Here is a 17,923-nt window from a genome sequence, read left to right on the forward strand (position 1 = left end):
GTTTGTTGGTCAGAGGCGTAGGGGGAGGGTTCGGAGCCGGGGGCCGCCGGCCGCGCGGACGGCGTTCGCGACCGCGGCGGGCACCGGGCCGACGACCGGTTCGCCCATCCCGTGCGGCACGTCCCCGCCGCCGACGAAGGCCACCCGCACCGGCGGCGTGTCGGCCATGCTCAGGATCGGGTAGGTGTCGAAGTTGTCGGAGACGACCTGGCCGTCCTGGATGCGCAGCTCCTCGCGCAGGGTCGAGCTGAGACCCATCACGATCGACCCCTGCGCCTGCAGTTTCGCCCCGGCCGGGTTGACCACCAGGCCGCAGTCGACCGCCACGTCGACGCCGGTGACGCGCAGCCGCCCGTCGGACAGGTCGACCTCGGCGACGACGGCGACCACGGTCCCGGCGTCGCCCGAGCAGGCGATGCCCCGGCCGCGCCCGGCCGGCAGCGACTCGCTCCAGCCTGCCATCTGCGCGGCGGTGCGCAGCACGGTCCGCAGCCGCTCCCCCTGCTCGCCGGACTTGCGCAGGTGCGCCAGCCGGTAGGTCAGCGGGTCGGACCCGGCGGCCTCGGCCAGCTCGTCGAGGAAGCTCTCCAGGGCGAACGTGTTGGGCATCAGGCCCAGCCCGCGCCACGGCCCGGTCGGCACCGGCAGCTGCTCGCGGCGGTTGACCAGCCGGTAGGCGGGCAGGTCGTACGGCAGGAACAGGCCGAGCAGCCCGCCGGGATCGAAGCCGATCAGGCTGCGCACCGGCTCGGGCAGCCCGGCGACGGCCCAGATGATGTCACCGGCGGCGCTGACCTGCTCCACGCCCCGGATCATGCCGTCGGGCCCGATCGAGCCGCGCATCCTGGTGTGCGTCGGCGGCCGGTAGAACGCCTGCCGCAGGTCCGTGTCGCGGGTCCAGCCGACGTGCACCGGTGTGCCGACGGCCGCGGACAGCCGGGCGGCCTCGACCGCCAGGTGCTGGCCGCCCTTGCGCCCGAAGGAGCCGCCGAGCTGCGTGACGTGCACGACGACCGGCCGGTCCTCGCCGAGCGCAGCGTGCAGATCCTCCAGCACGCTCTCCGGGCTCTGCGTCGGCACCCACACCTCGACCTTGCCGGCCGGTCCCGGTTCCACCCGGGCCAGCGCCGCGAGCGGCTCCAGGTGGGCGTGGGCGGCCATCGGCGTACGGTATTCGGCTGCCACGAGCCGGCCCTGCGACAGGGCGTCGCGGATCGAGCCGTCCCGGCGCAGCACCACGCCGTCACCGGCGGTGACCTGCTCTTCGAGGGCCGCGTTGTCGACCCGGGTGCCTTCGCTCCAGCTCAGTTTCAGGGCGCGGGCCGCCGCCCAGGCGCGGGTCCTGGTGTCGGCGACCACGCCGGCGAACCCGGCCTCCACGTCGATCACCACCTGGTGCACGCCCGGCATGGCGGCGGCGTCGCCCGGTTCGGCGCTTTCCAGTTCCGCGCCGAAGCGCGGCGGCACCACGAACGCGCCGTAGCCCATGCCGGGCAGCCGGGCGTCGTAGCCGTAGGTCGCCTCGCCGAGCACCTTCGCCCGGAAGTCGACCCGGGGCACGGACCGGCCGATGCTGGTGAACTCGCCGGCGGGACGCAGCTCCGGCTGCTCTGCGGGCTCCTGCCAGGGTCCCTGGTGTGCTGCGATCACCTCGGTGTACGCGACGCGGCGCTCTGTTCCGCCGACCTGGAAGACGCCGTCAGCCGCGGTCAGCTGCTGCGTGTCGACGCCGAGCTGCCGGGCGGCCTCGGCCGCCAGCATCGCCCGTACGGCGGCGGCCGCCTCGCGGATCGGGGTGTACAGGGACGACACCGAGGTGGACCCGAACGTGAACATGGTCGCCGACGGGAACCCGCGTGCCGTGTCGGCCTGCACCACGGTCAGCGCCTCGAACGGCACCCGCAGTTCCTCGGCCGCGATCTGCGCCAGGGCGGTGTGGATGCCCTGACCCATCTCGATCTTCGGCACGTGCAGGGTGATCCCGTCACCGGTCAGCTCGAACCAGACCAGCGACGACTCGGGGACCTCGGACGACCCGGCACCGCGTTCGAGCATCCACTGCGCCAGGGTCGGGCGGCCGTACTCCAGCGCGATCGGCACCCCGACCAGCAGCGACCCGAATGTCGCCCCGGCCCCGATCAGCAGCCGGCGGCGGGCGACCCGCCAGCGCCGGGGCCGCGCGTCCGGTTCGGACGGTGCGGCGTCGGACGGCACGGCGTTCGTGTCGGTCATGCTTCGCGCGCCAGCTCGGCGGCGCGGGCCACTGCCGCCTTGATCGTGTTGTAGCCGCCGCACCGGCAGAGGTTCGGCTGTGCCGCCTCGGCGATGGCCGCCTCGTCCGGGTCGGGATCACGGGCCAGCAGTGCCACGGCGCAGAGCACGTGGCCGGGCAGGCACCATCCGCACTGCAGCGGGGTCTCCACGAACGCCTGCTGCACCGGATGCAGGGCCACCACTTGGCCGTCGGCCCCGCGTTCGGCCAGACCCTCCAATGTCACCACCGGACGCTCACCGACCTCCGCAGCGGTGATCCGGCAACTTCTCGCCGGCTGTCCGGCCAGCAGCACGGTGCAGCAGCCGCAGATCCCGGCGCCGCAGCCATACCGGGTGCCGGTCAGGCCGAGCTCGTCGCGAAGCACCCACAGCAGCGGCTCGTCGCCGTGCTCGATCTCATGGTGCCGGCCGTTGATCAGCAGCCGCATCGCGCCCGCACCCTGAAGACCATGCGACGTAGTGTAGGCACGCACCCGCGGCACCACCACCGTCGTCGATCGATCGGCTCAGCCGGGCGGATGCAGGAACCGCGTGATCGTGTCCACTTCCCGCGCGACCTCGATCTGGACCTGTCCGGGCAGGGGCGAGAAGGGGTCCACCGTGATCGCCCGGCCCCGGGACCAGGTGCCGAGCACCTGACCGTCGACCAGCACGGTCGGCCGGATCACGCCGCCGCCGGGCCACACCCGTGCCTCGAACGCGGCGTCGACCGACTCCTGCCGGGTGCGGTAGCCGGTCAGGTAGTTGTCGTAGGCGGGCAGCAGCCGCACGTCCGGCGGGCCGGGCTCACCGGCCGGCTCCGGTTGCCGGGCCAGCACCGCCGAGTCCCCGTCGGTGACGATCGTCGCGGCCTGGGCCAGGTCCCGCCAGGCCTGGCGGGCCGAGCCGAGCGCGAGGCCCGACCACGACGCGAAGTCGTCCACGCCCGCCGGGGCGTACGCGGCCAGGTACCGGCGAGCCAGTTCGGCCACGGCCGCCTCGCCCGTCATGCCGCGTTCCGCGGTCGCCGGAATCCAGTCGTGCAGCAGCGCATACGTCGGCTCACCCGCGCGCAGCGGCCCGTGGCAGAGCAGCCCGGTCAGTGCGGCGTGCCGGATCAGGTGGAACGGCGCCTGGCCCGTCGGGGCGATCCCGATCACGGCGAGGCGTTCGGTCAGCTCGGCCCGGGTGAGCGGGCCGTGTGTGCCGAGCGCCTGGCCGATCAGCTCGTCGGCGCGGCGGCGCAGGTCGTCGGTGAGGCCGAGCTCCCGGTAGCGGTGACGGGTCGCGCCGAGCACGCGCGGGGCGAGCAGCCGGGTGACCCAGCCGACGTCCTCCGCCGGGATCGTGTGCAGCGTGCCGCGCATGAACCAGTTGCGCACGATCGAGCGGTCCTGCTCGTACGCGGTGCGGATCGCCTGGGCGGTCAGGTCCTGCCCGCGGGCCCGGATACCGAGGTCGGCGGCCGTGGTGTCCTGGGCCTGGATCGCGAAGACCTGCCGCACGACGTCAGCGGCGCCATCCCCGCGGCGGTCGCCGGCCAGCAGCTGCGCACGGGCACGCGCCGTACGCACGGGATCGTCGGCGCGGCGGGGCACGGCGTAGAAGCTACGGCACCTCGACGGGCTGCTCGGGCGCGGCCTCGGGCTCGGCCGCCGGGCCCGTGATCGGGATGTTGCGCAGGCTGAGCACCAGGATCAGGCCCACGCCGACCACCAGCGCGATGTCCGCGACGTTGCCCACGAACGGGCCGTAGTCGATGAAGTCCACCACGTGGCCGCGCATGAATCCCGGCTCGCGCAGCAGCCGGTCCAGCAGGTGGGTGGTCGCGCCGCCGAGCATCAGGCCGAGCCCGACGGCCCAGGCCCGCGACCCCACCCGGCGGGAGATGTAGGTGATCGTCCCGACGGCCGCAGCCGCGATCAAGGTCAGCACCCAGGTGTACTCGGTGCCGATGGAGAACGCCGCGCCCGGGTTGTAGGTCAGCCGCAACTGCAGCAGCTCGCCGATCACGTCGATCGGCGCGCGGCCGGTCAGCGCCGACACCGCCCACCACTTGGTCAGCTGATCCACCACCACCAGCACGGCGGCCAGGGCGAGCACCGCCGCGAACAGCCGCGGTACGCGGGCGGTGGATGCGGACTGCCCTGTTGCCATCACGATCTCTCCGTACGCCGTCGACCAGCTCACCGGCTGGCAACCATAACCTACGGAAGGATGCTGATTCCGATCATGCGCGCGCCGGTCTCGGTCCGCGGGCGGTGCGTGCTGCCGGGGGCGAAGACCACGTAGCTGCCCGGCCCCAGCCGGTGCCCCCGGTCGATGAACTCGCCCGAGACCACGTAGTAGCGCTCCTCGCCGTCGTGCACGTCCACCTCCGGCCACTGCGTGCCGGGGGCGAAGTCGTACATCCAGCCGCGTGCCCGGTCGGTGGCCGGCAGCCGCCGCCGGACGATACCGGGCACGACCTCGACGGGTTCGACCTCGTCGACGTGGACGATCTGCATGTCGTCGCGCTGCTCTGTCACTGTGACGATCTCCAGGTCAGGGTGGGTCCCGGTGTCTCGACGACCCGGTCGACGACGAAGTCGATCATTCGTTCCGCGCCCGGATGCCCGGCCACCCGGCCCGGGTCCCAGTCGATGGAGGCCCGGCCGGTCAGCCGCAGCGCGGGCCGCGCTCCGGTCCAGTCGACGAACAGCAGCCCGCAGCGCGGCTGCACGTGCAGGTTGCCGAGCGTCATGTACATGGCGTTGCCGCGGTACTCCGGCCACGACAGGGTCCTGCCATCGCGGGCCAGGACGAATCCCGGCGCGCCGCCACGGTGCGAGACGTCGACGCCGTGACCGGCGGCGCTTGTCGCGATGAAGAAGGTGTCCGCCCTGGCCACGAAGCGCGACTGCTCCTCCGTGAGCCGGGTGCCGGCGGCCGCGGCCGGGCCGCTGTCGGCCTCGCCATGGACCTCCCGGGGCGTGATGTGCTTCGGGCAGTTCGCGAAGACCTGGTCGGCGGTGATGATCAACCGGCTGCCGTGGACCTGGCCGGTGCCGTTGACGCGCATGCGGCGGCGGCCGGCCGGTTCGAGCACGAGTGCGCCGATCGCGCTCGGGACGATGAACGCCCCCGCCAGCGGGTCGCCGGCGGCCGGCACGGTCTCGGCGATCACCTCGCGCTCGCCCTCGGCGTGCAGGAACCCCGGCGGCCCGTACAGCGCGCTCGCCCAGAGGGCTCCTGCGGCGTCGGCTCCGCCGATGAGCAGCATGCGCTGTTCGGTGAGGAAACGGCGGGCGACCTCGGGCAGCCGGACGCCCATGCCGGCCGAGCCGAGCCCGTCGTGGTCGTAGCCGGACCGGCGCTGCACGTACAGCTCTCCTGGATGTGTCCGCATGGCGCGCTCAGAAGAACCCGCACGCGGGGCCGTCGCCGGTGGCGGGCACCGGTCGGGACGGCCTCTCGACGGCATGGAACTCCAGGCGGATGCCGTCAGGGTCGAAGCAGAACAGCTGCCCGGCGGCGGCCGGCTCGCCGGTCACCCCGCTGTCGTCGCGGATGGTTGAGCCGAGCGTGCGCAGCCGAACCTCGACCTGCGCCAGCGCCGCCACATCGGCGACCTGGAACGCGAGGTGATGCAGGCCGGCCCGGTCGGCCGGGAACGGCGCGGCGCTCTGCTGCCAGAGGGTGATCATCGGCACGCCGCCGCTGCCCAGGAAGGCGTAGCGCCGTCCGTCGGCGTCGGCACGGCCGACGATCTCGACGCCGAGCGCGTCACGGTAGAAGTCGATGGACCGGTCGAGATCGGTGACGTTCAGCCCGACGTGGCCGATGGTGATGCCTTGGTCGATCATGTCACTACCTTCTAATGGCTTTTAACTCCCTGCCCGTTAGAACGTAGCACGGTGACCTAATGCCATCAAGGGCAGATACCATTAGGGCATGCGCCTAGCGATCGAGCTCGCCAACACCCTCCACGCCCGCCAGGGCGAGCTCCGCGACGAGCTCCAGACGCCCGCGGACCTCGCCGCCTGGCTCGACCGCGTCGGAGCGCTGCTCGCCGTGCCCGTCGAGGGCGGGTCACCGCTCGCGGTCAGCCGCGGTGACCTCGCGGCCGCCCGCGACCTGCGGGATGCCGTCCGCGCCGTCGCGGCGGCCGCATCCACCGGGCAGGCCCCGGACCCGGAGCACGTCGAGCGCCTGAACGCCGCGGTCCGGGCCGCTCCACGCTGGCAGGAGCTGGTCATCGACGAGATGGCGCCGGCAGCCGCGACCCGGCACGGCACGACGGCCGTCCCCGGCGCCCTGGCCGAGGTGGCCGCCGACGCGGTCGACCTGCTCTCCGCCGGCCGCATCGGCGCCTGCGCCGCGCCGGGATGCGTGCTGCTGTTCCTCCGCGACCGGCCGAACCGCGAGTGGTGCGGCAACGCCTGCGGCAACCGGGCCCGGGTGGCGCGCCACCACGACCGGCACAAGCAGGCGACACCGCAACAGGGCGGGTGACCTGACGCCGGATCGCCGTCAGACCCGGGTCTCCTACCGGTGAGCAGGCACGCAGGCGCTGCTCACCGTCCGCCCAGCACCGCCGCGATCGTGGCCTGCGGCCGTTGAGTGCCGTCGGCGGGACGATGCAGGCGCTCGACCTCCGTGAAACCGGCCCGCGCCAGCCGCGCGGAGAACTCGTCGACCGGCCAGCGATAGGCCGTCACGACCTTGTGGTCGAAGGCCGCGACGTCGTCGCCGTGCACGAAGCCGACCACCAGCGTGCCGGCGGGGGCCATCACCCGCCGGAACTCGGCGAGCACACCGTCGAGGTCCTGCGGCGGCAGGTGGATCAGCGAGTAATAGGCCAGGATGCCCGCGATCGAACCGTCGCCGGCGTCGAGGTTCTTCATCGACCCGAGTCGGTACGTGCCGTCCGGGTGGGTCGCCTTCGCATGGGCGATGAACTCGGGCACCAGGTCGATCCCCGTGGCGTCGACGCCGAGTGAGCGGAGGTAGCCGGTGATGTGGCCGGGGCCGCAGCCCAGATCGAGCACGGCGCCAGGCTTGATCGTCAGATGTCGCCCGATGAGGGAAAGATCCTCGGCGGGCACCTGGTGAGCAGCGCCGAACAGGTCGATGTAGAGGTGTGCGACGGAGGCGTACGCGTCCCGAACCTGCTCCACGTTCACCACGCGACTATAGGGGTCCCTGCGTACACGTACCCAGCAGGCCTACGACCAGCACCATGAACGCGAGCGCCAGCCCGGCGGCGGCCAGGGCGGACCCGAGCTGCGCCCGGTCGCGCCGGCGGTACTCCACGGGTGCGAAGGCGACGCCGTTGCTCAGCCCCGCCACGAAAACCGGATCGCCGGCGCGGGTGTACTCGGCCAGCCCCTCCAGTAGTTCCCGGTCCTCCGGACGCAGCGACATCGCCCACCTCCTGTGCCTCCCGCCTACCCGGCACACGCGCTCGCACACCACCCTCACCGCGGGGACTTCGACGCGCGATCGGCACATCCGGTCACCGGCGGTTGACATCAAGCGCGGTTGAGGTTCTAGCGTGCCAGCTGTGGATCACACAGCTGCCTTGGAGCCGGTGGGCCTCCGGTTGCGGGAGGCTTTCGGCCGCTACCCCACGGGTGTGGCCGTCATCTGCGCAGCCGGCCCACAAGGGCCGGTCGGGCTGACCGCCTCCAGCGTCGCTTCGGTGTCGCTCACGGTGCCGGCGCTGTCCTTCTCGGTCATGGACACACGGTCGGCACGCCATCTGCTTCAGGCCGAAAGCCTGGTCGTCCACCTGCTGGGGCCTGCGCACGTCGGTGTGGCCCGGGACTTCTCCCGCTCGGGCGGGCCCCGATTCACCCCTGACCAGGGCTGGCGCACGCTGCCGACCGGGGAACCGTTCCTGCCCGGCGCACTGGCCGCGCTTCGCGTCAGGCCGTTGCGGCAGGTCCCGGTCGGCGACGCGACGCTCGTCGTCGCCCGCGTCCTCGACGTGCACCACGGACCCGAAGGCGGGCAGCTGATCTACCACGCCCGCCGGTTCCACACCTCACCACTGCCAACGGAGGCAACCTCATGCGACTGTCACGCCTGATGCGCCCGCGCCTCGTCGCCAGCGCCCACTGCGACCTGCCGTGTGGCGTCTACGACCCGGCCCAGGCCCGGATCGAGGCCGAGTCGATCAAGGCCATCTGCGAGAAGTACCAGGCCAACACCGACCCGGAGTTCCGCACCCGGGCGCTGATCATCAAGGAGCAGCGGGCCGAGCTGGTCAAGCACCACCTGTGGGTGCTGTGGACCGACTACTTCAAGGCTCCGCACTTCGAGAAGTACCCGAACCTGAACCAGCTGTTCAACGAGGCCACCAAGCTGGCCGGCGCCGGTGGCACCAAGGGCCAGGCCGACCCGGCCGTCGCCGAGCAGCTGCTGGGCAGGATCGAGGAGATCTCCAAGATCTTCTGGGAGACCAAGCAGAGCTGACGACGTCACCCCCTGGGCAGGATCTCGACTCGGGAACTGCCCAGGGCGCCGCGAGGCCTGTCGGAGTCACGTTCCGCTGGGTGGATGAACCCTCCTACCGGAGGCATCCCCATTCCACGATCATGATCGCGATAGCATCGTCGGCATGGCAACGCGGCTCGTGCAGATCAACATGAAGGCTCTCGACGACTCCGCGCTGGGCGGCTTCTGGGCGCAGGCGCTCGGCTGGGCAGTCTCCAGCGAGGAACCCGGCGTGACCAACCTCGAACCCGAGGGCTTCGTCTATCCCGACCCGATCGCCGTCTGCATCGACCTCGTCATCTCCCCGAAACCCAAGACGGTGAAGAACCGCGTGCATGTCGACCTCGCCACAACCTCGCCTGCCCATCAGGCGGAGCTGGTCGCGCGCCTGGAGGAGCTCGGCGCGACACGCGCCGACATAGGCCAGGGCGACGTCGCATGGACAGTCATGGCCGACCCTGAGGGCAACGAGTTCTGCGTGCTGGACTCGCTCTACGCGCAGACCGGACCGATCGCCTCCGTTGTCGTCGACTGCGCCGATCCCCGAGCCATGGCCGACTTCTGGGGCCAGGCCACGGACTGGACCGTGCACAAGGTCACCGAGCACAGCGCGGTGCTGCGCTCCGCCCAGGGCGTCGGCCCCTATCTGCAGTTCCTCCGCACACCTGACGTGAAGACCGGATGGAACCGCGTCCACCTCGACATCCGCCCGTACCCGGGCGACGACCCCGCGGCCGAAGCGGCCAGGCTGCGCGCTCTCGGCGCCACCGCCGTCGACCTGGGCGAGAGCGCTGTCTCGTGGACGGTCCTCGCCGACCCGGAGGGCAACGAGTTCTGCCTGCTCACCCCAGCCTGATCCGAACTTCCAGCGGCACACGCTGCTCGCCGACCGCCTCGTCGGCCGAACGGCAGGTACGGCTGGCTGAACGGCCGCGTCTACGAGCACCTGGTCCCGACGATGACCTTCCACGAAGAGCTACCACCCGACGAGGCGGCACGCCGGCTGTCCCGCGTCACCGAGGCCCGCCAGACCGACCTCATGGCGCAGGTCGCTACTGCTCGACCTCCTTGATGTAGTCCTCGCGCCGCCGGTCCTCGTGGGTGATCAGCTTGTCGCGGTGCAGTTTGTCGGCCCAGTCGTCGGACTCCCACGTGTCGGTCTCCGACACCGTGCCCATGAACGGCGACAGCGACTCGGCCTCGTCCTCGTTGTCGAACTGCTCCCGGGTCGACCGGAGGCCGAGCAGCCACGCCATCACGGCGGTCACGACCGCGTACGCGACGAACTGCATACGCATGACGTTCGGCAGCGTCACCGCGGTCACCGCGAGGATCAGCAGCGCTATCGTCAGCAGGCCCGTGCTCATGCCGAGCCGGCGGTAGGAGCGGGCGTGGCCGCGGTCGGTCCTGATCGCGTAGTACACGAGCACCAGCGAGCTGAGGATCAGGGCGATCTCCCGCAGCGGCTCCCAGAGCAGCACGATGCGCGCGTCCGCCAGCTCGCGACCGTACGCGACGCCGAAGCCGAGGTTGACGGCTGCCGCGAGATACGCCAGATACTTCACCCGACTGGCATTCATGCGCGAGACCATAATGCCCGCGCAGCGGTTCGTGGTGCCCGTTGATCGTGGCCACCGTCGCGACTGGCGGCCTGACCAGCAAGGAGACCCGGTGACGACTCCCCCACCGGTCTCGTTACGATCACTCGGTCGTCCGAAATGGAGGGATCTCGATGGCGCGGCGCAACAACCCGTCCGGGTGTGGGTGTGTTCTGCTCCTCCTGGTCGGGCCGTTCCTGGCGAGCTTGGTCGTCTCCGTTCCCGGCACGGTCCTCGCCTCACCCGCGATCGTGGCGTTCCTGCTGGCACGAGACCCGAGCCAGATCGCGGCGTACCCCTCGTGGTGGGCCGGTGTGGCGCTGGCACCGCTCGTGGCGTACCTCGTGGTCCGGTTCGCCGGCCGGGGCAGGGTGTACCCCCGGCACCGCGTCCACCTGGTCCGTGCCGGCATCCTGACGGCACTGAGCGCGAGCGCGGCGCTGCTGGCGTTGGTGCTCCACCAGAAGTACGCCGGTGGCACGGTGACCGGCGCGACGCCGCCGGCCGGGCCGCAGCCGCTGACGCTGGAGAATGCCCTGCCGCTGGTCGGCCCGGTGGCGGCGGGCACGACGGCGCTGGTGTTCTACTTCGTGCTCCGGCTGCTCGACCGCCGGCTCCCGCACCGGTCCGAGGCCGCGTCGCGCGGCCGGACCGCACCCGCCTGGCTCGATCCGCAGCCGCAGGAGATCTGGTGGGGCGAGATCGAGTTCCGCGAGGGCGACGGCTCCAAAGACCGCCCGTTCGTCGTGCTGCGGGCACTGCCGCAGCACGTGGAGGTCCTGCAGATCACGTCGCAGGACAAGTCGCACCGCGACGACCACATTCCGTTCCGGACCGGCAGCTCCGACCCGTACGCCGTCGACGACGGCTACCTTGAGCTCAGGGTCAGGCAAGTGAACAGGCTCGACCTGCGCCGAAGGGACTCCGCCCGCTGCCCGGATCAGATCTGGCACCGGGTGCGGTCGATGCAGGCGGACAACGCGCCGCGAGGGTGACCGCCGGATGTCGCGGCCCCGTTCACGGCAGGGCGGGCTGAGGCAGGCGGGTCGTCGTGGGGCCCGCGTCGCGGACGGATCGACGATCGGTTCGCGATGCCCGACAATGCTGAGGTGCCCAGGTTTCTGGCAGCGAGCTTCGATCCCGCGAACGCGGCCAGGTTCATGGTGCTGATCGCGGTCTGCCTGCTGTTCGCCGTCAGTGTGGGCTACTCCTACACGAAGATCTGGCTGCGGCGGCTGCGCGGCGTCACGGGGTGGGCCACCGTGGTCAACCGCTCCGACCGGCACCAGGACGACATCGTCATCCACCACGCCGACGTGCGGATCGACGGCGGCCCGACGGTGCATCTGAGGCTCGACGACCGCCGTGAGGTGCCGGTCGTCGGCGATCGCATCAGGGTGCGGTACGACCGGCGCCGTCCATCCAATGTCGACGAGATCCGGCGGACGTGGGGCGCCTACCTCACGGCGACCGCCGTCGAAATCATCATGATCTTCTGTGTCGTCGGCTCGATCGCCACCATCGTGGTGCTGGTCGCCGCGATGTTCGACTCCTGAGCAACCGCACCGTACGCGAGCACGTCGGACGCCGGAGCCGCATGCGGAACGTGGTGCAGATCCACAAGACCCGGGCGAGCGCAGGGCGCGGTTGACATGCGCCGGCCGATCCTCTTGTCTGGCTGCCGACGACAACCGGCACCGGTGTGCCGGCTCCGGCTGCGAGAAGGAACCGCCGATGGGACTGCAGGCACCGCTGTGGCGGGCCGTCACCGTGTTCCGGGTGGCCGCGCTCGTGTACGCCACCGTCCTGATGCTGGCCGGCTTCCGTGACTTCACCCGGCCCTGGCTGGGCTGGGCGGTCCTCGCGGCGATGGTGGCCTGGACCGCTGTCACCGGCGTGCGCTACCACGACCCCGCGGGCCGCAGCCGGGCCTGGCTGGCCGCCGACCTGGCCGTCACCCTCACCTGCCTGCTCGCGTCCATGGTGGTGGTGCCCGCCGAGCGGCTGGCCTCGGGCGGCCCGACCCTGCCGATGGCCTGGGTGGCCGGAGCCGTCCTGGTCTGGGCGTTGCGCGGCGGGCGGCGGGCGGGCGGGATCGCCGCGCTGATCGTCGGCGCGGCCGACCTGTTCCTGCGCGGCGAGATCACCTCCGCCACCGTCAACGGCACGGTGCTGCTGCTGCTCGCGGGCGGGGTCATGGGATACGTGTCCCGGCTGACCGACGTGGCGGAGACCCGGATGCAGCGCGCCGCCGAACTGGACGCCGCGACCCGGGAACGCGAGCGCCTGGCCCGCGGTATCCACGACTCCGTGCTGCAGGTGCTCGCACTCGTCCAGCGCCGCGGCACGGAGCTGGGCGGCGAGGCCGCGGAGCTGGGCCGGCTGGCGGGCGAGCAGGAGGCGGTGCTGCGCTCGCTGGTGGGGGTGCACGACACGGCGGCAGCCGCGGGCAGCGCCGACCTGCGGGTGCTACTGGGGAGGTTCGGCTCGCCGCGGGTCACCGTCGCCACGCCCGCCACGCCGGTGGTGCTGCCGGCCGGGGTCGCCGCCGAGGTGGCCGCGGCGGCCGGCAGCGCGCTGGACAACGTGGCCGCCCACTGCGGTCCCGCGGCGCGGGCCTGGGTGCTGGTCGAGCAGGAGCCGGACGCGGTCACCGTGTCGATCCGGGACGACGGGCCGGGCATCGTGCCGGGCCGGCTCGCCGAGGCGGCGGCGTCGGGCCGGCTCGGGGTGGCGCAGTCGATCCAGGGCCGCATCCGCGACCTCGGCGGGGTCGTCTCCATCGTCAGCGGGCCCGGCCAGGGCACCGAGGTGGAGCTGCGGGTGCCGCTGCCCGGGTTAGGCTGACGCGCGTGGTGGACGTGATGGTGGTCGACGACCATCCGATGTGGCGCGACGGTGTGGCGCGTGATCTCACCGACGCCGGGTACACGGTGGTCGCGGCGGTCGGCGAAGGCGCGCAGGCGGTGCGGATCGGCCCGTCGGTGCGCCCCGACGTCGTGGTGCTCGACCTGCAGCTGCCGGACCTGTCCGGGGTGGAGGTCATCCGCGGCCTGGTCGCGGCGGTGCCGCAGGTGCGGGTGCTGGTGCTGTCGGCCAGTGGCGAGCAGCAGGACGTGCTCGACGCGGTCAAGGCCGGGGCGGCGGGCTATCTGCTGAAGTCGGCTGCGCGGGAGGAGTTCCTGGACGCGGTGCGGCGCACCGCGGAGGGCGATGCCGTGTTCACGGCCGGGCTCGCGGGCCTGGTGCTGGGCGAGTACCGCCGACTGGCGGCCGCGCCCGGCGACGGACCGGACGCCCCGCGGCTCAGCGAGCGGGAGACCGAGGTGCTGCGGCTGGTCGCCAAGGGGCTCACCTACCGGCAGATCGCCGAGCGGCTCACGCTGTCGCACCGGACGGTGCAGAACCATGTGCAGAACACGCTGGGCAAGTTGCAGTTGCACAACCGGGTGGAACTGGTGCGCTACGCGATCGAGCAGGGCCTGGACGACTGAGTACGGCGCACATCCTGGTTGAGCGCCTGAGCGGATGCGCCCACGCCCGTCGGCTGGCTGAATCGGGGGTATGACTGCTTTCCCGAACGTGTACCTGACCGGGTTCGGCGCGTACCTGCCCGGCGAGCCCCTGGACGCCGAGCAGATCGCCCAGCGGCTGGGCGCGGGGGCGCGCGGAGCCGGCCTGCGGGCCCGGGTGCTGGCCGCCAACGGCATCCGGACCCGGCACTACGCGCTCGACGAGCACGGCTCGGTCACCATGCTGAACGAGGAGCTGGCCGCCGCGGCCGTGCAGGAGGCGCTGAAGGACCGGGACCTGCCGCTGGAGTCGGTCGGCATGTTGGCCGCCGGGACCACCCAGGGCGACCTGCTGGTGCCGGGCTTCGGGTCGATGGTGCACGGCCGGCTGGGCGGCCCGCCGATGGAGGTGCTGTCCGCGGGCGGGGTGTGCGCGTCGAGCATGGCGGCGCTTTCGGCCGCGGCGCGGGCGGTGCGGCTCGGCGAGCACGAGGCCGCCGTGGTCGTCGGGTCGGAGCTGGTCAGCCGCTCGCTGCGGCAGAGCCGGTACGAAGGTGACCGGGTGAGCTTCGATGCGGAGTTCCTGCGCTGGACGCTGTCGGACGGGGCGGGGGCGGTCGTGCTGGAGCCGCGACCGCGCCCGGACGGGCTGAGTCTGCGCGTGGACTGGACGCACCTGGTGTCGTACGCCGGGGAGCGGCCGGTGTGCATGTCGGCCGGTGGCGAACCGGTCGCCGGGAAGACGTGGCTGGACGGGCCCGATGTGGCCGGTGCGGAGCGGGCCGGGCTGGTGCGGCTACGGCAGGACGTGAAGTCGCTGCCCGCGCTGTTCCGGCTGGGCCTGCGCGAGTACATGGGGCTGGTGCGGGCGGGCCGGTTCACGCCCGACGGCATCGACCACGTGCTGTGCCACTACAGCGCCGAGCATTTCCGGGGTGAGATCTTCGGGCTGCTCCGCGAGGCGGATCTGATGATCGACGAGGAACGCTGGTTCACGAACCTGCACACGCGCGGCAATACCGGCGCGGCCAGCATCTTCGTGATGCTGGAGGAGGCGGCGCGGTCGGGCCGGTTCAGCCCCGGCGAGCGCATCCTGCTCATCGTGCCGGAATCCGGACGCTACTCGCTCGCGTTCGCGCAGCTCACCTGTGTCGCCGCCGGTGACACCGACGAGACTGCCCCGGCGCCGCGCCCGGTGCGGGCGGCTCCGGCGGTCCCGGCCGCGTTGCAGCCCACCGCGGTCGCCGCGACGCCGTCGCCGCTGGTGGCGCACGAAGGTGACGGGGAGCTGGTGCGCTGGACGGTGCTGGAGCTGGCCCGGGTGTGGGAGGACTTCGAGCGGCAGGTGCGGTCCACGCCGCTGGTGCGCCGGATCGACACCGGCACGGCGACCCTCGACGACTACCGGCGGCTGCTGGTGCACCTGCGCCAGCAGGTCGTGGAGGGCGGGCGCTGGATCAGCCGGGCCGCGTCGAACTTCTCCGTCGAGATGTTCGCGCTGCGCAGCGCGGCGATCAAGCACGCGGCCGAGGAGCACCGCGACTACCAGCTGCTCGAACGCGACTTCTGCGCGGTCGGCGGCACCCTGGCCGAGATCCGGGGGGCGCGCAAGAACATCGGGTCGGAGGCGCTGTCGGCGTACGTGTTCCACCAGGCGAGCCAGCCGGATCCGGTGGACCTGTTGGGGGCGATGTTCGTCATCGAAGGGCTGGGCGCGGGCCTGGTGCTGGGCTGGGCGCGGGCGCTGCGCGAGCAGCTGGACCTGCGCGAGGACCAGGTGAGTTTCCTGGGTTATCACGGGGACGCCGACGACGCGCACTTCGCGGAGCTGGCGCACCTGCTGCGGGAGGCGGTGCCGGACCGGGCGGCCGCGGCCCGGGTGGTGCGCACGGCCGAGGTCGTCGCACGGCTGTACGCGATGCAGCTGACGGAGGTGGATGCGTGAAGGGCCCGACCGTGTGGACGGCGATCATGGCCGATCCGACCGTGCCGATCGACCGCGACGTGCTGCGGATGGTGGTGGCCGACCAGCGGCAGTGGACCCGCCGCTGGCTCTATCCGCCGGCGCGGATCGTGTCGCGGGTCGCGGTGTGGCTGATCCGGGTGGTCAAGGTGCTGCTGCCGTGGACGTTCTCGGCGCATACGGCGATGGACCGGCTGTGCGTGTGGTTCCTGCGCCGGTTCGTCTCACCGCGGGCCGGTGAGCTGCTGATCCGGCACTTCCTCATCGAGACGGACCTGCTGGCGTTCATCGCCCGCAACAGCGGCGTGGCCGGGGTGACCGAGCCGGTGCTGCGCCCCACCACGCTCGCCGGGCTCGGGGACCGGGCGGTGATCGAGCACGACGTCAATGTGTACGACGTGCTCATCGCGCTGGGCGCGGGACGCCGCGGGCCGCGCGGGCCGCTGGACTTCTCGATGCTGGCGCTGCCGCCAGTCGACGCCTCACCAGGCCTGCGGCGGCTGCTGCGGTTGGACATCCAGACCGCGCTGTGCCTGATGAACATCCCGTTCGCGCTGTGCCTGACCCCGGAGGAGTACCGGCGCGCGGTGCACTCGATGCGGCTCGACGAGTCGCTGATGACGGTGCTCGCGGAGCTGACCGGCGACGACACGTTCCTGCGCTGGCGGCCGGGCGGGGTGGTGGTGCGGGTGGACAGCGGCCTGGATGTGCCGCGCGCGGTGTACGAGCACGCGGTGATCCACGAGTACGCCCACGCCCGGCTCGTCGCCCTTGCGGCGGGCCAGGCGGACGCCGACCGGCGGCACGTGGCGGCGGCCGCGGCACGGTGAACCGGCTCCCGCTCCCGGCTCGGCTGCCGGGGCGGGGAGCCGGGGCGGTGTCAGCCGGCCGCGGTGTACTCGGGCAGCGCCTGGACGCCTCTGGCCGGCGTGAGCCGCTGCACTGCCCCGATCGCCCGCAGCAGCGGCGCGGCGACGGCGTCGCGGACCCACCTGCCGCCTGCGGTCCTGGGCACCATGAGCCGGACGTTGGGTCCGATCTGTTGCTTCCTGCGCACCAGGTCGCGGTGGCTGTCCTGGTAGCGCGCGAAGGCGAGCCGGTGGTCCCCGCCGGCCGCGGCGAGCTCCCCGGCCAGCCGGTACGCCCCGACCAGCGCCAGTTCAGCGCCCGCGCCCGAGGCCGGCGAGGCGCACCAGGCGGCGTCGCCGACCAGCGCCACCCGTCCGGTGGACCAGGAGTCCATCTGCACCTGGCTCAGCGCGTCGAAGTAGAAGTCCGGATCGGCCAGCGCGGCGGCGAGCAGGTCCCTGATCCGCCACGACGTCTCGCCGGCGAACGCGTCGCGCACCAGGCGCTTGTGCTGGTCGACGTCGCGGTGGTCGTAGGTCAGCACGCCGGAGCGGAAGATGAAGTACGCCTTGGCCTGGGCGTGGTTTCCGGAGCGGTAGATCCCGGCCATCTTGCCGGGCAGGTTGTACATGGTCACCCAGCGGTCCTCGCCCAGTGCCGCGTCGGCGTCGGCGAACGCGAAGTAGTGGTCCTTGTGCCTGAGGAACTGCGACGGCGGACCGAACGCCAGCCGGCGGACCGTCGAGTGCATGCCGTCGGCGCCGACGACGAGGTCGAACCGGCGGGTGTCCATGCGGTCGAAGGAGACCGTGACGCCGTCGGCGTCCTGCTCCAGGTGGCGGATGGAGTCGTCGAAGACGTATTCGACGTTTGCTTCGGTGGCCCCGTGGAGCAGCGCCACCAGGTCGCCGCGCATGATCTCGATCGCGCCGGGGTCGTTGATGTCGAGGCGCGCGACGCTCCGGTCGGCGGCGTCGACGAACTTCATGCCCTGTACGTCGGTGGCTGCCGCGCGGAGCTGCGGCATGATCCCCATTCGTGCTGTCACGTCGAGGGCCTGGCCGCGCACGTCGACGCCGTTGCCGCCGGGACGCAGCCGCGGTGCGCGCTCGATCACCGTCGGGCGCAGGCCGTACCGGGCCAGCCAGTGCGCGAGCGTCAGCCCGGCGATGCTCCCGCCCGAGATCAGGATCTGCTCGTTCATCCAGGTCGCTCCCTACGCTACGATAACTGAAATGCACGTTCCAGTTAGAGTATGTGGAAGGGAC

Annotated in this window: 21 protein-coding genes; 10 read left to right on the plus strand and 11 right to left on the minus strand. The window is 72.3% G+C overall.

Features of this window, described 5'->3' with window-relative positions; all coding sequences use genetic code 11:
* Window positions 1–9: 9 nt before the first annotated feature.
* The 7 genes from F6W97_RS14120 to F6W97_RS14150 all read right to left on the minus strand — a co-directional run bounded on the left by F6W97_RS14120 (window position 10) and on the right by F6W97_RS14150 (window position 6,098).
* Complete coding sequence (locus F6W97_RS14120) at window positions 10–2,232, minus strand: xanthine dehydrogenase family protein molybdopterin-binding subunit (RefSeq protein WP_155370765.1); 2,223 nt, start codon at window positions 2,230–2,232, stop codon at window positions 10–12.
* Window positions 2,229–2,702, minus strand: coding sequence for a (2Fe-2S)-binding protein (locus F6W97_RS14125; protein WP_155370766.1), 474 nt, complete (start codon window positions 2,700–2,702; stop codon window positions 2,229–2,231). The genes F6W97_RS14120 and F6W97_RS14125 overlap by 4 nt, the downstream gene beginning before the upstream one ends.
* Window positions 2,703–2,780: 78 nt before the next feature.
* A complete protein-coding gene (locus F6W97_RS14130; protein ID WP_155370767.1) occupies window positions 2,781–3,851 on the minus strand; it encodes a winged helix DNA-binding domain-containing protein in 1,071 nt (356 codons plus the stop codon).
* A gap of 10 nt (window positions 3,852–3,861) precedes the next feature.
* Complete coding sequence (locus tag F6W97_RS14135) at window positions 3,862–4,410, minus strand: signal peptidase II (protein ID WP_155370866.1); 549 nt, start codon at window positions 4,408–4,410, stop codon at window positions 3,862–3,864.
* Window positions 4,411–4,460: 50 nt separating this feature from the next.
* Window positions 4,461–4,781, minus strand: coding sequence for a cupin domain-containing protein (locus tag F6W97_RS14140; RefSeq protein ID WP_230686666.1), 321 nt, complete (start codon window positions 4,779–4,781; stop codon window positions 4,461–4,463).
* Window positions 4,778–5,641 carry a pyridoxamine 5'-phosphate oxidase family protein gene (locus tag F6W97_RS14145; protein ID WP_196279136.1) on the minus strand — a complete coding sequence of 288 codons (864 nt, stop codon included), beginning with the start codon at window positions 5,639–5,641 and terminating at the stop codon, window positions 4,778–4,780. The genes F6W97_RS14140 and F6W97_RS14145 overlap by 4 nt, the downstream gene beginning before the upstream one ends.
* Window positions 5,642–5,648: 7 nt before the next feature.
* Window positions 5,649–6,098: a VOC family protein gene (locus F6W97_RS14150; protein WP_155370769.1), complete on the minus strand. Its 450-nt coding sequence runs from the start codon at window positions 6,096–6,098 to the stop codon at window positions 5,649–5,651.
* 88 nt (window positions 6,099–6,186) lie between these two features.
* On the opposite strand from F6W97_RS14150, the gene F6W97_RS14155 reads away from it, so the two are divergent.
* Window positions 6,187–6,747 (plus strand): CGNR zinc finger domain-containing protein, encoded by a 561-nt coding sequence (locus F6W97_RS14155; protein ID WP_155370770.1) that lies wholly within the window; start codon window positions 6,187–6,189, stop codon window positions 6,745–6,747.
* 62 nt (window positions 6,748–6,809) lie between these two features.
* Here the strand turns inward: F6W97_RS14155 and F6W97_RS14160 are convergent, their stop codons facing one another.
* The gene (locus F6W97_RS14160; protein ID WP_155370771.1) at window positions 6,810–7,418 is read right to left on the minus strand and encodes a class I SAM-dependent methyltransferase; all 609 of its coding nucleotides are present in this window, start codon (window positions 7,416–7,418) and stop codon (window positions 6,810–6,812) included.
* Between the two features lie 7 nt (window positions 7,419–7,425).
* Window positions 7,426–7,659 carry a DUF3040 domain-containing protein gene (locus F6W97_RS14165; protein WP_155370772.1) on the minus strand — a complete coding sequence of 78 codons (234 nt, stop codon included), beginning with the start codon at window positions 7,657–7,659 and terminating at the stop codon, window positions 7,426–7,428.
* A gap of 166 nt (window positions 7,660–7,825) precedes the next feature.
* Here F6W97_RS14165 and F6W97_RS14170 point away from each other — a divergent pair, with 166 nt between their 5' ends.
* The 3 genes from F6W97_RS14170 to F6W97_RS14180 all read left to right on the plus strand — a co-directional run bounded on the left by F6W97_RS14170 (window position 7,826) and on the right by F6W97_RS14180 (window position 9,589).
* Window positions 7,826–8,326, plus strand: a complete 501-nt coding sequence (locus F6W97_RS14170; protein WP_269059690.1) for a flavin reductase family protein — start codon at window positions 7,826–7,828, stop codon at window positions 8,324–8,326.
* Window positions 8,308–8,712: a superoxide dismutase, Ni gene (sodN, locus tag F6W97_RS14175; protein WP_155370773.1), complete on the plus strand. Its 405-nt coding sequence runs from the start codon at window positions 8,308–8,310 to the stop codon at window positions 8,710–8,712. The genes F6W97_RS14170 and sodN overlap by 19 nt, the downstream gene beginning before the upstream one ends.
* A gap of 145 nt (window positions 8,713–8,857) precedes the next feature.
* Window positions 8,858–9,589: a VOC family protein gene (locus F6W97_RS14180; RefSeq protein WP_155370774.1), complete on the plus strand. Its 732-nt coding sequence runs from the start codon at window positions 8,858–8,860 to the stop codon at window positions 9,587–9,589.
* A 196-nt stretch (window positions 9,590–9,785) separates the two neighbouring features.
* Here the strand turns inward: F6W97_RS14180 and F6W97_RS14185 are convergent, their stop codons facing one another.
* A complete protein-coding gene (locus F6W97_RS14185; RefSeq protein WP_155370775.1) occupies window positions 9,786–10,313 on the minus strand; it encodes a hypothetical protein in 528 nt (175 codons plus the stop codon).
* 224 nt (window positions 10,314–10,537) lie between these two features.
* Here F6W97_RS14185 and F6W97_RS14190 point away from each other — a divergent pair, with 224 nt between their 5' ends.
* The 6 genes from F6W97_RS14190 (at window position 10,538) to F6W97_RS14215 (ending at window position 16,636) form a co-directional block, all read left to right on the plus strand.
* Window positions 10,538–11,326 carry a hypothetical protein gene (locus F6W97_RS14190; protein WP_196279137.1) on the plus strand — a complete coding sequence of 263 codons (789 nt, stop codon included), beginning with the start codon at window positions 10,538–10,540 and terminating at the stop codon, window positions 11,324–11,326.
* 114 nt (window positions 11,327–11,440) lie between these two features.
* Window positions 11,441–11,887: a hypothetical protein gene (locus F6W97_RS14195; protein WP_155370777.1), complete on the plus strand. Its 447-nt coding sequence runs from the start codon at window positions 11,441–11,443 to the stop codon at window positions 11,885–11,887.
* Window positions 11,888–12,065: 178 nt separating this feature from the next.
* On the plus strand, window positions 12,066–13,178 hold the full coding sequence (macS, locus tag F6W97_RS14200) for a MacS family sensor histidine kinase (protein ID WP_155370778.1): 1,113 nt from the start codon (window positions 12,066–12,068) through the stop codon (window positions 13,176–13,178).
* Window positions 13,179–13,195: 17 nt separating this feature from the next.
* Complete coding sequence (locus tag F6W97_RS14205; protein WP_155370869.1) at window positions 13,196–13,825, plus strand: response regulator; 630 nt, start codon at window positions 13,196–13,198, stop codon at window positions 13,823–13,825.
* 70 nt (window positions 13,826–13,895) lie between these two features.
* Complete coding sequence (locus F6W97_RS14210) at window positions 13,896–15,788, plus strand: 3-oxoacyl-[acyl-carrier-protein] synthase III C-terminal domain-containing protein (RefSeq protein WP_155370779.1); 1,893 nt, start codon at window positions 13,896–13,898, stop codon at window positions 15,786–15,788.
* Entirely contained in the window at window positions 15,785–16,636 is an 852-nt protein-coding gene (locus F6W97_RS14215; RefSeq protein WP_230686667.1) for a DUF6999 family protein, read from the plus strand. Before F6W97_RS14210 ends, F6W97_RS14215 begins: the two co-directional genes overlap by 4 nt.
* Before the next feature lie 50 nt (window positions 16,637–16,686).
* Here F6W97_RS14215 and F6W97_RS14220 read toward each other — a convergent pair whose 3' ends face one another.
* Window positions 16,687–17,859, minus strand: a complete 1,173-nt coding sequence (locus F6W97_RS14220) for an FAD-dependent monooxygenase (RefSeq protein WP_155370780.1) — start codon at window positions 17,857–17,859, stop codon at window positions 16,687–16,689.
* Window positions 17,860–17,923 lie beyond the last annotated feature (64 nt).

The organism is Catellatospora vulcania, assembly GCF_009720385.1.
Taxonomy (GTDB): Bacteria; Actinomycetota; Actinomycetes; order Mycobacteriales; family Micromonosporaceae; genus Catellatospora; species Catellatospora vulcania.

Bases quoted from the DNA above. Each gene is read 5' to 3' on its own strand.
- F6W97_RS14155 (WP_155370770.1), top strand. From the start codon at position 6,187: ATGCGCCTAGCGATCGAGCTCGCCAACACCCTCCACGCCCGCCAGGGC.
- sodN (WP_155370773.1), top strand. From the start codon at position 8,308: ATGCGACTGTCACGCCTGATGCGCCCGCGCCTCGTCGCCAGCGCCCAC.
- macS (WP_155370778.1), top strand. From the start codon at position 12,066: ATGGGACTGCAGGCACCGCTGTGGCGGGCCGTCACCGTGTTCCGGGTG.
- F6W97_RS14150 (WP_155370769.1), bottom strand. From the start codon at position 6,098: ATGATCGACCAAGGCATCACCATCGGCCACGTCGGGCTGAACGTCACC.
- F6W97_RS14180 (WP_155370774.1), top strand. From the start codon at position 8,858: ATGGCAACGCGGCTCGTGCAGATCAACATGAAGGCTCTCGACGACTCC.
- F6W97_RS14145 (WP_196279136.1), bottom strand. From the start codon at position 5,641: ATGCGGACACATCCAGGAGAGCTGTACGTGCAGCGCCGGTCCGGCTAC.
- F6W97_RS14210 (WP_155370779.1), top strand. From the start codon at position 13,896: ATGACTGCTTTCCCGAACGTGTACCTGACCGGGTTCGGCGCGTACCTG.
- F6W97_RS14120 (WP_155370765.1), bottom strand. From the start codon at position 2,232: ATGACCGACACGAACGCCGTGCCGTCCGACGCCGCACCGTCCGAACCG.
- F6W97_RS14220 (WP_155370780.1), bottom strand. From the start codon at position 17,859: ATGAACGAGCAGATCCTGATCTCGGGCGGGAGCATCGCCGGGCTGACG.
- F6W97_RS14185 (WP_155370775.1), bottom strand. From the start codon at position 10,313: ATGAATGCCAGTCGGGTGAAGTATCTGGCGTATCTCGCGGCAGCCGTC.
- F6W97_RS14135 (WP_155370866.1), bottom strand. From the start codon at position 4,410: ATGGCAACAGGGCAGTCCGCATCCACCGCCCGCGTACCGCGGCTGTTC.
- F6W97_RS14165 (WP_155370772.1), bottom strand. From the start codon at position 7,659: ATGTCGCTGCGTCCGGAGGACCGGGAACTACTGGAGGGGCTGGCCGAG.
- F6W97_RS14125 (WP_155370766.1), bottom strand. From the start codon at position 2,702: ATGCGGCTGCTGATCAACGGCCGGCACCATGAGATCGAGCACGGCGAC.
- F6W97_RS14205 (WP_155370869.1), top strand. From the start codon at position 13,196: ATGGTGGTCGACGACCATCCGATGTGGCGCGACGGTGTGGCGCGTGAT.